The sequence below is a fragment of the Halorientalis litorea genome, assembly GCF_023028225.1.
Classification (GTDB): Archaea; Halobacteriota; Halobacteria; order Halobacteriales; family Haloarculaceae; genus Halorientalis; species Halorientalis litorea.
Genome location: NZ_CP095482.1, coordinates 711544 through 725443 on the forward strand (window position 1 = coordinate 711544; position 13900 = coordinate 725443).

Consider the following 13900-nt stretch of genomic DNA (forward strand, 5'->3'; position numbering starts at 1 on the left):
ACAATCATCGATAGTATAGTCGACAATATATTATAGGAGGCTAGGTGAGTTGCTGGTATGACAGGGGTCGGTATCGACGCCGTCGAGATACGCACCGGGAAGCTGAAACTGGACCTCGCCGAGACGTTCGCGCCAGCGAAGGGCGAGGAGCCCGGCAAGTACACGAAGGGGTTGGGACTGCACGCGAGTTCGTTCCCCGACGAGTTCGAGGACATCGTGACGATGGGTGCCAACGCCGCCCACCAACTGATGGAGCGGAAGGGGCTCGAACCGGCCGACATCGGCCGCATCGACGTCGCCACCGAGAGCGCGTTCGACAACTCCAAACCCGTCTCGACGTACATCGCCGGGTGTCTGGAGCAGGTGTTCGACGGCGACTTCCACCACGCCAACAAGGGCGAACGCAAGTTCGCCTGCATCGCGGGCACGCAGAGTCTGGACGACGCCTACAATTGGATTCGTGCGGGGCGGAACCGCGGGCGGTCGGCACTGGTCGTCTGTACCGACACCGCGCTGTACGCGCGCGGTGACCCGGGCGAGGCCACGCAGGGTGCGGGCGCGGTGGCGATGCTCATCAGCGAGGACCCCGACTTGGTCGAACTCTCGACCGAACAGGGCTACGGGAGTGCCGACGAGACGGACTTCCTCAAGCCCAACCAGCAGTTCCCCTCGGTAGACGGCAAGCGGTCAGTCCAAGTGTACCTCGCACGCATGCGCGAGGCGGTGGAGGACTTCGAGAGCGTCGCCGGGACCATCCACCCCGACGACTTCGAGTTGCTCCCGTTCCACACGCCGTTCCCCGGGATGGTTCGGAAAGCCGCCGCGCTGGCCTACCGGCACATGATTCGCGACACCGAAATCGAGGAGACGCTCGCCGAGGACATCGGCCGCCAGCCCCGACCGGAAGCGTTCGACACCGAGGAAGCGTACCTCGACGCGATGGGCGAGTACACCGACCAGCTAGTCGAAACCGAGCAGTACACCGAGTGGTACGACCGGGCCGTCGACCCGACGCTCGACATCAGCCGAGAGGTTGGCAACTGGTACACCGGGAGTGTCCACGTCGCCCGCGTGAGCGGCCTCAAACACGCGCTGGAGGCGGGGCTGGACCTGACGGGCAAGCGTCTCGGCGTCGCCTCCTACGGGAGCGGTGCCCAAGCGGAGGTCCACGCCGAAACCGTCCAACCCGGCTGGGAAGCGGAGATAGCACAGTTGGACATCGAGGAGCAGATGGCCGACCGGTACGAACTCAGCTTCGAGGAGTACGAGCGCGTCCACGACATCCACAACCACGACAAGGAGACGGAGGCGGACCCGCTCACGACGCCCGAGGGTGAGTTCGTCTTCGACGGCTGGGGCCGGATGGGCGAGCGGAAGTATCGCTACGTCGAGTAACCACGTGTTTGCTGTGCGGGACGACCGACATGCGTTTCCCTCCTCGAAACAACACGTAATTTAAAATATGCCTCTCGAGGGATTCAAATCCGGTGGGGGTGAAAGCGGGGTATGAGTCGGATTGTCGAACAGGGGGTTGTCGCGCTCGTCGGCGCGATTGCGGTGGCGTACGCCGTCCTCCCGGCGGAAGTCGGCGCGGCGTTTGCACCGGTCACGTCGGGACTCGTGGCAGGCATCAGGTGGGCGAACGAGATGCTGCCACAACCGGCATTTCTGCTGTTGATTTTCGCGGTGCTGACCGTTACGACCATCCTCTTCGTCATCGCGTTGGCCCGGGCGTGTTACCCGCTCGTGCAGTACGCGGGACCACGGACGAAGCGGTTCTACGACTTCGTGACGCCGGATACGCCCATCGGGAAGATGGCGACCGGTATCATGCTGCTCCTGTTCGTCGTGTTCGGGTCTATTTGGGGACTCCCGGCCGCCGTCGGTGACCTCGACGAGAACAGTTCCGTCAGTCAGGCCGACGACCTCGTCGAGCAGGCGAACGACTTAGACCCCATCTCGTTCAGTCAGCGGGACGTGATGGCGGGGCCATCCCCGTCCGGTCCGAGTTCTGACGCGGTGGCCTACGAACGGCCGTCACCCGACACCGACGGGGACAGGCTGAAAGACTCGTGGGAAGAGACCGGGGAGACGCCCCAAGGCGTCCCGCTCCCCGACGCGGACCCAGAGCGGATGGACCTGTACGTGCAGTTCAACTACGGCGGCGGGACGATACCACTGACCGACAGGGAGAAACGGCAACTGCAGACAATCTGGGGGAACATGTCCATCGACAATCCCGACGGGTCACAGGGTATCGACCTCCACATCGTTGATTCGGGGTCACGGGGTGGCCCGGTGGGAGAGCAGGTGGCCATCAGCGGCGACGACTACGGCGAGATTCACCAGTACTACAACCGGCGGTACATGGGACAGCGGCTGTGTCGCTACCAGCAGGTCGTGTTCGGTGACATCGGGCGTGCCGACGTGAGCGGCATCGCGACGACGCCGGGCTACGCCGCCGTCGTGGAGGACGAGCGTCGCGAACACGAGACGGAACTCGAACCGCGGGTCATCATCATCACTCACGAACTCCTGCACAACGTCGTCGGCCAACACACACAGAGCGGCCACGTCCAGCAGGGATGGCTCGCCCCCACGGTGTCGGGCGACGACACACAGATGAGCGAGACGACGAGGTCCCAACTGAACCAGAACGGGTTCGTCGGGTCGGGGTACTTCCAGAACGAACTCTGCTCACGGTAGCTCCCCGAGGCCGTCCAGCAGGTCCGGGAGGTCGAGCGTCGTGACGGCGAGCGAGAAGCCGTCGATGCGGGCCAAGTCGGGCGCGTGTTCCCAGAGGTCGTCCTCGGAGATACCGTGGAGGACGACGGCGTTGGGCGTCGGCGTGACGACGCGCATCGCCACGAGGGGTGACTCGCCGCGCGTGACGCTGGTGAACACCAGCGCGCGGTTGGTCGATTGACCGTACAGGCGGTAGAACTCCTCGCTGGAGAGGCGCGTGATGGCTTCGATGCTGTCGATGACGGTGTGCCCGGCCACGGTGTCCTGTCCGCCGGCGACGATTTCGGTCGCGTCGATGGCATCGTAGTACCGCGAGAGCGGGATGGTCGCCGGATACTCCCGCAAGTCGTGGACGATGTCGCTCTCGAACCCGGCCGAGAGGACCCGCGCGTGCTGGCGGATGCGCCCGCCGCCGCGGCGTTCGTCGATGTCGAGGAGGGCCTGCACCACCCGGTCGACGAAGCCGATGCCCGGACTCTGTCGGCGTCCGCTCTCGTAGTCAGAGACCACGGAGGGAGACACGTCGAGGTGGTCGGCGAGTTCCGTCTGTGACACGTCGAAGTCCGTGCGCCACTTCCGGAGGGTCGCACCGGGGTCGTCGCTGAGAGTTATCTCGCCGGCGATGCGCTCGGCGAGTTCGCGGCGTGGCCCACGGGCCATGCGGCCTTCCACTCTCAGCGGTGATAAAAACGTACCGCAACCGTCGAAACCTGCAGTTCGCGGCGTCAGTTCGTCTGCTGGGCGACGACGGCACCGATGGTTCCGAAGACGACGGGATAGACGACACCGGCGAGGACTGCCGCCAGTATCGGGTCCGGGCCGCCACTGGAAGACCCGAGACTGACCTCGAAGACGACGATGCCGAGGAGGGACAGTGGCAGGTAGCCGACAGCCACCGACGCGCCCGCGAACGCGGCGTCAGTCACGCCCCGCGCGTCGAGGTAGCGGCGTGCGACGGCCAGCCCCGCGCCCACGAGGAGAAGCGGCGGAATCGCGTAGAGGAGCGGTGAGAACGCCTCCGTCTCGGCGATGAAGTTCGTCGACCCGCCGAAGACTGGCGCGTCGACGAGCGTCGGGACGAAGTGCCCGTTGTAGAACAGCCACCCGACGAGTTGCAGCGTAATGTCCTCGCCGCCGACGAGTTCGGCGAACCGATTGAGCGGCGACTCCCGCAAGTCGCCGCTGGTCAACGCGTAGGTGAAGACGTACCCGAGGACGTACGCCACGGCACCGGCGACGGCACCGGACGCGAGCGGAACGCGGTCACGGAGGCTGTCAGTACTCATGCGTCCCGGCGAACACACGGGTGCAGAAAATGCTTTCGGGTCGATGGACGGCGAAGCAAACCCGCGCCGTCAGGAGACCATCCCGATGTCGTCCACCGGGAGCACCGAGTAATCCACGGAGAGCGTGTCCTTCGTCGCCCTGACCTTCCCGACGAACGCGGAAATCGCGTCGAGTCGCCCCTCCAACACGAACAGTTCCATGCAGTAGTGGTCGCCGACGTGGCTGTGGAAGTTCGCGGCGACGAGACCCTCGTGGTCGTGGCGCAGGTGCATCATCTTCTCCTCGACGCTCGTCGTCTCGTAGTCGAACATGACCGTGACGACGGCCATCAGGTCGCGGTCTTCCAGTCGCTTGTCCTCGAACTCGTTGAGGAGGTTCCGCGATGCCTCCCGGAACACCTCGCTTCGGCCCGTGTAGCCGTGCGTTTCGGCGAACTCGTCGATTCGCTCGACCAACTCGTCCGGCATCGACACGCTGACGACTGTCATGTATTAACTCACTCGCGTTCAGTTATTAACTCTTATTATCGGCCGCGCCGGCGGGTCCCACCGGCCGCTCCGCAACCACTAAACACGGTCCGTGCCTCCCTCCGATAATGGCAGATTGGACCGAGACCTACCGCCCGTCGACGCTGGCGGAGGTCCGGGGCAACGACACGGCCCGCGACGAACTGAAGGAGTGGGCCGAGACGTGGGACGACCACCGGGAGGCGGCCATCCTCCACGGCAGTCCCGGCGTGGGCAAAACCTCCGCCGCCCACGCGCTGGCGAACGACATGGGATGGGACCGCATCGAACTCAACGCCAGCGACTCCCGGACGAAAGACGACATTCAGCGGGTCGCCGGCCGGGCCTCGGCAAACGCGACGCTCGGCGAGAGCAGTCGGCAGTTGGTCATCGTCGACGAGGCGGACAACTTCCACGGCAACGTGGACCGGGGCGGGTCGCGGGCGGTCACGGACATCGTAAAGTCGGCGGGCCAGCCGATGGTCCTCATCGCCAACGACTTTTACGAGATGTCCAATGGCCTGCGCAACGCCTGCCGGGAGATAGAGTTCCGCGACATCGGCAAACGCTCTATCGTCCCCGTCCTCCGAGACATCTGTCGGCAGGAGGGCGTCGGGTTCACCGACGCGGTGCTATCCGACATCGCCGAGGCGAACAGCGGCGACCTGCGCGGGGCAATCAAGGACCTGCAGGCGACCGCACAGGGCCGCGAGGAGATAACCGCGGAGGACTACGTGTCGGGCGAACGCGACCGGACCAGCGGCGTGTTCGACTACCTCGACACGGTCATCAAGGAGGCAGACGCCGAGGAGGCACTGAAAGCCTCCTACGACGTGGACGAGACGCCCGACGACCTCATCAACTGGATAGCGGACAACGTGCCAAAAGACTACCACGGCACGGAGTTGGCGCGGGCCTACGACTTCCTCGCCAACGCCGACCGCTGGCTTGGCCGGGTCCGGGCGACACAGAACTACTCCTACTGGCGGTACGCGGGCGACAACATGACCGCTGGCGTCGCCGCCGCCCGCCGCGAACAGAAGGGTGGCTGGACCCGCTACGGGCCGCCGAGTTACTGGTCGAAACTCGGCCGCTCGCGGGGGACCCGGAACAAGCGGGACTACGTCGCCCGGCAGATAGCCGAAGAGAACGGCGTCAGCATGGGGACGGCACGACGGGACATCATGCCCTTCCTCGCGGTCATGACCCACCACTGCAAGAACCGCGAGTTGACCGTGGCGATGGCGGCCCGCTACGACTTAGAGGCCGACCACGTGGCGTTCGTCACGGGGTCGGGGAAGGACACGAACAAGGTCCAGTCCATCGTCGCGGACGCACAGGAGTTGCGCGAGGAGATGGCCGTCGAACACTCGGGCGGAGCCTTCGACGGAGCGGCCCGGAGCGAGACGGCGACAGAGGACGACAGTAGTGCGGACGACGCGGACGACGACGGCGAGAGCGGGCAGGTCACGCTCACGGACGCTGGCGGCGACGGCGGTGAAGCGGAAGTAGACGCCTCCGAGGACGAGGCAGAGCGGGAGGAACCGGACGACCAGCAGTCCGGTCTCGGCGACTTCGCGTAACCCTCAAATTCGGACGGAGCCGGTCGACCCCGATTCTGCCGTCGTATCGGCGTCCGTCTCGGCGGCCGCGGTGTCGGCGTTCCCGAACGCCCACGCGGTGGCGGCGACCAGCGAGGTCAGAATCGTCAGCGCGGCGGCGTGGTGGAGGACCTGTGCCGTCGCGCCGAAGTTGAAGATGGTATTCGCACCGAGGAGCACCTGCACCGGGAGGACGGCGAGCGCGAGCGTCGACGCCCGGCGGATGCGGGTCGAGTCAGTGTGTCGCCACGCGGCGTACGTCGTGCCGAGGATGAAGAAGCCGGTCACCATGGCGACCAAGCGGTGGAACCACTCGACGAAACTCGGCCACGTCGCCGGGAACAGTCCCATCCAGCCGTCACACAGCGGCCAGCGGGCCTCACAGGCCAGTCCCGCACCGATGGCACCCGTGTAGACACCGAGCAGGATGAGGCTGAACGTCAGCCCCGTCGTCGTGGCGGCGAGGTGGCGGAAGCTGAAACGCATATCCGACTCTCGGGAGCGAGCGCACTTATGCCCCGCCATTCGTTCCCGTGGCGTGAGAACTGCACTGCCGACGCCGGGGCGTCTCCCGTGCGATATCGACACTTGTCGAATGTCGCTTTCGGTTACCTTTTTACCGTGGGACGGTGCCAGTATCAGCATGGGACTGGACGAGGATTCACTCGACTATCACCGGCAGGACCCCCCGGGAAAAATCGAGATTTCGACGACGAAACCGACCAACACACAGCGTGACTTGAGCCTCGCGTACTCGCCGGGGGTCGCCGCCCCCTGTCGAAGCATCCGCGACAACCCGAACGACGCCTACTCCTACACCGCGAAGGGGAACCTCGTGGGCGTCGTCTCGGACGGGACGGCCGTCCTCGGCCTCGGTGACATCGGGGCACAGGCCTCCAAGCCGGTCATGGAGGGGAAGGGCGTCCTCTTCAAGCGGTTCGCCGACATCGACGTGTTCGACATCGAGCTGGAGGACGCGGACACCGAAGAGATGATTCGCTCCATCTCTTCCATGGAACCCACCTTCGGCGGCATCAACCTCGAGGACATCAAGGCTCCCGAGTGCTTCGAGGTGGAGGAGAAACTCCGCAAGCAGATGGACATCCCCGTGTTCCACGACGACCAGCACGGCACCGCCATCATCTCCGGGGCGGCCCTGCTGAACGCCGCGGACATCGCCGACAAGGACCTCGCTGACCTCGAAATCGTCTTCTCCGGTGCCGGCGCGAGTGCCATCGCGTCGGCGCGGTTCTACGTCTCGCTGGGCGTCGACCGGGAGAACATCACCATGTGTGACTCCTCGGGCATCATCACCGAGGCCCGCGCCGAGTCGGGCGACGTGAACGAGTTCAAACGAGAGTTCGCCCGCGACGTGCCGGAGGGTGACCTCGCGGACGCCATGGACGGCGCGGACGTGTTCGTCGGCCTTTCGGTCGGTGGCATCGTGAGCGAGGAGATGGTCCAGTCGATGGGGCCGGACCCCATCATCTTCGCGATGGCCAACCCGGACCCGGAAATCGCCTACGAGGACGCAAAGCAGGCCCGCGACGACACGGTCATCATGGCGACGGGGCGGTCGGACTACCCCAACCAAGTGAACAACGTGTTGGGCTTCCCGTTCATCTTCCGCGGCGCGCTGGACGCCCGTGCGACCGAAATCAACGAGGACATGAAAGTCGCCGCCGCCGAGGCGTTGGCCGAACTCGCACGGCAGGACGTGCCCGACGCCGTGGTGAAGGCCTACGGCGACCAACCGCTCCAGTTCGGCCCCGAGTACATCATCCCCAAACCGCTTGACCCGCGCGTCCTCTTCGAGGTGGCACCCGCCGTCGCACAGGCCGCCATGGACAGCGGCGCGGCACGGCTGGAGTTGGACCTCGACGAGTACGTCGAGGAACTGGAGGCCCGCCTCGGGAAGTCTCGCGAGATGATGCGGGTCGTCCTGAACAAGGCCAAAAACGAGCCGAAACGGGTCGTCCTCGCGGAGGGCGACGACGAGAAGATGATTCGGGCGGCCTACCAGTTGGCCGACCAGGGCATCGCTCAGCCGATTCTCATCGGCGACCGCGAGCGCATCTGGGCTATCATGGAGACACTGGCGTTGAACTTCGAGCCCGAAATCGTCGACCCCGGCGAGGGGAACCTCGACCCGTACGCAGAACGCCTGTACGACCTCCGCCAGCGCAAGGGCATCACCCGCCGGGAGGCCAACGAACTCGTCCAAGACGGCAACTACCTCGGCAGCGTGATGGTCGAGATGGGTGACGCCGACGCGATGCTGACCGGCCTGATGCACAACTACCCGTCGGCACTCAAACCGCCGCTCCAAATCGTCGGGACGGCCGAGGACGCCGACTACGCCGCGGGCGTCTACATGTTGACCTTCAAGAACCGCGTGGTCTTCTGTGCGGACACGACGGTCAACCAAGACCCGGACGCGGACGTGTTGGCCGAAGTGACCAAACACACCGCCGACCTCGCCCGCCGGTTCAACGTGGAACCGCGCGCGGCGATGCTGTCGTACTCGAACTTCGGGTCGGTCGACAACGAGGGGACGCGCAAGCCCCGGCGCGCCGCCGAACTCGTCCGGAACGACCACGAAGCGGACTTCCCCGTCGACGGCGAGATGCAGGCCGACACCGCCGTCGTCGAGGACATCCTCGAAGGGACCTACGAGTTCTCGGACCTCGACGAACCGGCGAACGTGCTCGTGTTCCCGAACCTCGAATCGGGGAACATCGGCTACAAACTCCTCCAGCGACTGGGCGGTGCGGAGGCCATCGGCCCGATGCTCGTCGGGATGGACAAGCCCGTCCACGTCCTCCAGCGCGGCGACGAGGTCAAAGACATCGTGAACTTGGCCTCGGTGGCCGTGGTCGACGCACAGCAGAACGACTACTGAGGCGACCGCCTCAGTCGCTCGCGCCGCGGTCGGAGCGCGACGGTGGCGGTACCTGTGTCTCGCTGTTCGACCCCGTCGGCCGGACACACCGGTCGCTCTCGCCGTTGACGTGTGCGTACTGGTCGGGGGCGTTGGCGAGCGGGTGAGCGGGGTTCACGTCGCTCGGGATGCGGGCGGCCCGGAGGCGGTCGAACCCGGAGATGCGGGCGCGGATGCCCCGCCAGTGGTGGCCCGTCTCGTTCGGGACCGAAACCGGGTCGTGTGTCTCCCAGTCCGGTTCGCGGGCGGCGAGGACGGCCTGATTGACGTTGCCCGCGAGGTCGTCGTGGTCGATGAGGACGCCGACGCGGGCGTCGGGGGGCGCGCGAGCGGCCAAGACGTCGAGGCCGAGGTGGAGCGCGCGATACTCCGCGACGTTGTTGTCGGGCGCGCTGTCCGGGACGGACAGTCTGGCGACACGCTCGCCGTCGCAGGTTTCGATGACGACGCCCAGTCCACCCGCCGACGCGCCGTCTGTGGCGGTCGCACTCCCTGTCGGTCTGAATGAGCCGTCAGTTGCGACGTAGAAGTCCCGATGGTGGGTGCGAGGGGGGTGTGCAATGTGTGGCGTCGGCGACTCGTCGAACAAGTCCCGAAGGGACGGCCGGCCGTAAGCGGCCATACATCCACTTTGGCGGGCGGGAATTTAAACGTACTGTCCGCTCAGCCGGGGCCGTTCCCATTCCCCGACAATTATACTCAACTGTTTTATGTTATTGGTTTAGAAGTTCAGTCGGATGTCACAGAGACCTTCGCGGCGAGAGCGAGTGTCGAATCACGACATGTGGAGTCGGCGGAACTACCTCGTGGCGACGGTCGGTCTCGCGGCACTGAGCGGGTGTACCGGCGATACGGACGACGAAGACCAGACGCCGGAGCCCACCGACGCCGAAGCGGGAGAGGACGAAGAAGACTGGGAAGAGGAACGGCCACCGGGCGTCTCCGAATCGGAGTTCGAAGGCGGGCCAGTGCCCGACGCGTACGTGTCGGCAACCTCGCTCGGCGGCGAACAACGCAACCCCGACGCACTGAACGCGAAGGCGGCTGTCAGTTTCACCGAGTACGACGAGGCACGGGAGAACGACGCACACCAACCGGGACGGTGCTGTGCGAACTGTGCCGACTACATCGCGGACAAGAACGGGGACGAGTTCGGTGCGTGCGCGGAGGTCGAAGGGTACATCGACGGCGCGGACTGGTGTGTCATCTACGAAGGACTGCCCGAACCGGAGGTCCCCGCGGGGATGTCCGAAGACGAGTTACCGACGGCCGAGGTCCCCGAGGAGTACCGGACCGCGAGTTCACAGGCCGGAGAGGAGCGGGACCCCGACGCCCTCCAGAGCCAAGACGACGTACAGTTGACCGAGTCCGTCGAAGCCATCGCGGACGGCCCCGCTCAACCGGGGCAGTCCTGTGGAAACTGTGCGGAGTTCATCCCCGACAAAAACGGTGACACGTGGGGTGCCTGTGCCAAAGTCGAGGGATACATCCCAGTCGAAGACTGGTGTGCCATCTGGGAACCGGTCAGTGAGGCCGTCTGAGTCCGTCGGTTGGCGTCGAGTTCTCCGGCCCCGGTCGAGACGTGACAACGACACTGTCGAGTCCCAAAGCATAGGGCCGGGCCGGTTCTCCACCGACGTATGCGAACTGCCAGCGACATCATGACCGCCGACGTGGAGACGGTCGGACCCGACGACGACGTTGCGAGCGTCCTCACCGGGTTGGCCCGTGCGGAGTTCAACGGCTACCCGGTGGTCGAGACGGACGACGACGGCGACGAACGCCTCGTCGGCATCGTCACGCAGGGTGACCTCGTGGACCTGTTTCAACCCTCCGACCGAACGCTGTGGATTCCCGTCGGATTCCCGCCGTTCTTGGAGAGTCTGACATACGGTATCGACCTCTCGTGGGACGAACTCGACGTGGGCCTCGACCTCCTGCGCAACGCGGGCCACCCCGTCAGCGATGTGATGACCGAGGACGTGGTGACGGTTGGCCCGGACGAGGACATCGACGCCGTCCTTGACGTTCTGGCCGACGGTGACCGGGACATCAACCGGGTTCCAGTCGTCGACGACGACGGGCGCGTCGTCGGCATCATCGCACGGCAGGACCTGCTCCAAGCACTCGGGGACGAACGGCTGGCCGGGTGAGAGTCAGTCGGCGCGGTGTGGCCGGCCGAGGACGACGGCGACGACGTTCACGACGAGCAACGCGACGAACGCGACGGTGACCGACGTGCTGTCGAGGCCGGTGGCGAGCAAGGGCAGGTGGAGGAACGGGAGGATGACGGCGGCCCAGAAGGCGATACCCTCGACGCCCGATTTCAGTCCGCTGCCGTACTGGCCCAGCGACGGGAGGGCGTCGCGGTTCGGGAACGAGAGCTCCCGTTCGTTACTGGAGGGACTCGATGGGGACATGTGACTTGTCCTGTCCATCTACGGGAACGGTCTTATAATTGGTCGAGACTTCGAAGCGTTTCGGCTCATTTTATCCTCTCCGGCCGCCGTACAGACCTTTCATCACGGAGCAAGCAGTCGCGAGACGTTTTATAGACACGCCTCGTCCGGTAAGAAATACGGCAGACAGTCCGTAGGAGCGGCGGCGGCTGGCCCGAGCGGGACGCTCTCGGCACTCGCCGGAAGGTGGTTGTTAACGAATGTCAAGGACGTGGGGAAGGGGCGGACCTCAGCCCAGCAGCGAGACGGTCACTTCGTGCTGGCCAGCGGGCGTGGGGAGTGCCACGGTGTCGACGACGTGGTTGCCGACCGAGTCGCGCCACGCGGCAACCGCCTCGGCGTGGTACTCGTGGTGACGCTCCCGGGAGTACGTCTCCTCGGGGTCCGCTCTGAGTTCGTCCTCCGTGTCGGCGGGAGTCGGATACGCGGGCGCGGCATCGGTCACGAGCGCGTCCGCCGGGACGTGAATCGGTCGCGGTGGGTCCTCGTAGTCGGCGGCACCCTCGACGTGGAGACGGGCGCGCATTCGCCCGCTGAACGGCGGCGTAACCCGCAACACGGCGTCGTTCCCGCTACGGTGGGTCGCCGCCAGTGCCGATGCCACGTCCTCTGCGCTGACGGCGATAGCGCGAATGACGGTCGGGTCGTCCGACGACATGTGCGACCTGTGGGTCCGGTGCCTCTTGACGGTACTGTCCTCAGGCTCTGTCGAAGAACGCGTCGAACACCTTTCGCTCGGCGGTCCGGAGGTGCTGGTGGAAGGTGGACCGCGAGATGTCCATCGTCTCGGCGAGTTCGTCGCCGTTGACGTCCCGCGGCCAGTCGAAGAAGCCGCTGTAGTAGGCGGTCCGCAGGGCCGTCAGTTGACGGTCGGTCAACCGGTCTTCGAGACTGTCCCGAAACTCCTGTCGGGTCTGTACCGGGCGGTCGTGTTCGTGATAGCTCACGAGTTCGGTTCCGTCGTGGCCGTCCTCGACGAACTCGAACAGCGAGCGTGCGTCGCCGTCCTGTGATAGTTCGACGGTGAACCGAGCGATGCCCTCACTCGCCGTCACCTCTTTCGTGACCGCACCCCGGTCCGCGAGTGCGGCCACGAGCGACGAGCGACAAGTCACCCCGAGAAGCGTCTCGTCGTCGTACTCGGCGAGGAGCGTGACGTCGGCGACGACATCGTCGGCCGCGACGGCGGCGAGGGCCGCCTCGGCGTCGGTTTCGCGAACCCGGTAGAACAGTTTGATGTGGCCGTCCTCGTCGTAGACCGACCCCGAGTATGTGAGCGTGCAGTCGGCCGCCGCCGAGAGCCGTGCCGGGAAGCACGTCTCGTCGTCGACGGTGAACTCCATCTCGACGACACGGTCCGCCGTCAGCGTCTGTTTGCTCTCCAACGCGTCGAGAGTGTTCGCCGTGGCCCGCCCCAACGCTTCGAGAACGGCCTGCTCGCGCTCGTCGAAGGCGTCCGGTTGGTCGGCACAGACGGTGAGGACGCCGTAGGCGGTGTCGTGGCTGGCAATCGGGACGGCCATGACCGCCTCGACACCCGCGTCGCCATACACCCGCCCGAGTCGCGTGTCCGGGTCAATAGATTGGACAGTGACGACTTCGCCCTCGGTGTACGCTCGCACCGTCGGGTCCCCGGTGTCGTCGGCGAGTGGATAGGTCACGGCATCGATATCGACATCGGTCACCCCTGCGTCCGCCTGCAGGGTGAGGGAGTCCGCCGCGACATCGGCGTCGGCGACCCACGCGTACACGTACGGCTCCGCGTCGGCGAGTCGCTCACACACGCCCGTCTCGATTTCGCCGCGGGACTGGGCCTCGACGAGGAGTTTCGTGATGTCCTGTACGAGCCCGTTGATGCGCTCGATGAGGTGTTCGAGGCGTCCGCGCTCCTGTTCGGCCCGTTCGGCGTGGTCCTGTGCGTCGAGTTCCGCCAGTCGCCGGTCGGTGATGTCGATGTGTGTCACCGTCACATACCGTGTCGTGCCGAGCGTGAACGGCGTCGCCCGCATCAGGAACCACTGCTTGCGCTCGTCGGTGTGGCACGGGTATTCGAGCGTGAACGAGTCGCGGTCGCCGTCGATGACGGAGCGGATGCCGGTCACCGCGTCGGCGGCGTACTCGTCCGCCGTCGGGTCGACTGCATCGAAGTAGTTGACCTGCGCCGCCTCCGGCGACGTCCCCGCTCCGTCGCTGGCACCCCACGAGTTGTTCGTGAAACGGATCGTGCCCTCCTCGTCGAGGACAGCGACCTGACTCGACAGCGTATCGAGTGCGGCACGCGTTATCGATGCGGTCGCTTCCATTCCCATACACTCGGGGCCGGACGTTCATAAATCTCGGCGGCGAACCGGTCTTTTCAAC

At 65.7% G+C, this 13900-nt stretch carries 14 protein-coding genes; 6 read left to right on the top strand and 8 right to left on the bottom strand.

Annotated elements, in window-relative coordinates; all coding sequences use genetic code 11:
* Window positions 1-57 precede the first annotated feature (57 nt).
* Entirely contained in the window at window positions 58-1395 is a 1338-nt protein-coding gene (gene hmgB, locus MUG95_RS03850) for a hydroxymethylglutaryl-CoA synthase (RefSeq protein ID WP_247009757.1), read from the top strand.
* Window positions 1396-1506: 111 nt separating this feature from the next.
* Window positions 1507-2706 carry a hypothetical protein gene (locus MUG95_RS03855; RefSeq protein WP_247009758.1) on the top strand — a complete coding sequence of 400 codons (1200 nt, stop codon included), beginning with the start codon at window positions 1507-1509 and terminating at the stop codon, window positions 2704-2706.
* On the opposite strand, the gene MUG95_RS03860 is transcribed toward MUG95_RS03855, so the two are convergent.
* From MUG95_RS03860 to MUG95_RS03870, 3 genes are all read right to left on the bottom strand, one after another.
* Complete coding sequence (locus tag MUG95_RS03860) at window positions 2698-3405, bottom strand: helix-turn-helix domain-containing protein (protein ID WP_247009759.1); 708 nt, start codon at window positions 3403-3405, stop codon at window positions 2698-2700. The genes MUG95_RS03855 and MUG95_RS03860 overlap by 9 nt on opposite strands.
* A 65-nt stretch (window positions 3406-3470) precedes the next feature.
* The gene (locus MUG95_RS03865; protein ID WP_247009760.1) at window positions 3471-4031 is read right to left on the bottom strand and encodes a DUF7978 family protein; all 561 of its coding nucleotides are present in this window, start codon (window positions 4029-4031) and stop codon (window positions 3471-3473) included.
* Between the two features lie 69 nt (window positions 4032-4100).
* Window positions 4101-4520 carry a CopG family ribbon-helix-helix protein gene (locus MUG95_RS03870; protein WP_247009761.1) on the bottom strand — a complete coding sequence of 140 codons (420 nt, stop codon included), beginning with the start codon at window positions 4518-4520 and terminating at the stop codon, window positions 4101-4103.
* A gap of 107 nt (window positions 4521-4627) precedes the next feature.
* Between MUG95_RS03870 and MUG95_RS03875 the strand changes: the two genes are divergently transcribed.
* Window positions 4628-6121 (top strand): replication factor C large subunit, encoded by a 1494-nt coding sequence (locus MUG95_RS03875; protein ID WP_247009762.1) that lies wholly within the window; start codon window positions 4628-4630, stop codon window positions 6119-6121.
* 3 nt (window positions 6122-6124) lie between these two features.
* On the opposite strand, the gene MUG95_RS03880 is transcribed toward MUG95_RS03875, so the two are convergent.
* A complete protein-coding gene (locus tag MUG95_RS03880; RefSeq protein ID WP_256463865.1) occupies window positions 6125-6664 on the bottom strand; it encodes a COX15/CtaA family protein in 540 nt (179 codons plus the stop codon).
* A 118-nt stretch (window positions 6665-6782) separates the two neighbouring features.
* Here MUG95_RS03880 and MUG95_RS03885 point away from each other — a divergent pair, with 118 nt between their 5' ends.
* Window positions 6783-9041, top strand: coding sequence for an NADP-dependent malic enzyme (locus MUG95_RS03885; protein WP_247009764.1), 2259 nt, complete (start codon window positions 6783-6785; stop codon window positions 9039-9041).
* Between the two features lie 10 nt (window positions 9042-9051).
* Here MUG95_RS03885 and MUG95_RS03890 read toward each other — a convergent pair whose 3' ends face one another.
* Window positions 9052-9702, bottom strand: a complete 651-nt coding sequence (locus MUG95_RS03890) for a ribonuclease H family protein (RefSeq protein ID WP_247009765.1) — start codon at window positions 9700-9702, stop codon at window positions 9052-9054.
* A 115-nt stretch (window positions 9703-9817) separates the two neighbouring features.
* Here MUG95_RS03890 and MUG95_RS03895 point away from each other — a divergent pair, with 115 nt between their 5' ends.
* Complete coding sequence (locus tag MUG95_RS03895; protein WP_247009766.1) at window positions 9818-10621, top strand: high-potential iron-sulfur protein; 804 nt, start codon at window positions 9818-9820, stop codon at window positions 10619-10621.
* 99 nt (window positions 10622-10720) lie between these two features.
* Window positions 10721-11233, top strand: a complete 513-nt coding sequence (locus MUG95_RS03900) for a CBS domain-containing protein (RefSeq protein ID WP_247009767.1) — start codon at window positions 10721-10723, stop codon at window positions 11231-11233.
* A gap of 3 nt (window positions 11234-11236) precedes the next feature.
* Here MUG95_RS03900 and MUG95_RS03905 read toward each other — a convergent pair whose 3' ends face one another.
* The 3 genes from MUG95_RS03905 to MUG95_RS03915 form a co-directional block, all read right to left on the bottom strand.
* Complete coding sequence (locus MUG95_RS03905) at window positions 11237-11500, bottom strand: DUF8028 family protein (RefSeq protein ID WP_247009768.1); 264 nt, start codon at window positions 11498-11500, stop codon at window positions 11237-11239.
* A 268-nt stretch (window positions 11501-11768) separates the two neighbouring features.
* Entirely contained in the window at window positions 11769-12197 is a 429-nt protein-coding gene (locus MUG95_RS03910) for a DUF8009 family protein (protein WP_247009769.1), read from the bottom strand.
* A 40-nt stretch (window positions 12198-12237) separates the two neighbouring features.
* Window positions 12238-13842, bottom strand: a complete 1605-nt coding sequence (locus tag MUG95_RS03915) for a bacterio-opsin activator domain-containing protein (protein WP_247009770.1) — start codon at window positions 13840-13842, stop codon at window positions 12238-12240.
* Window positions 13843-13900 lie beyond the last annotated feature (58 nt).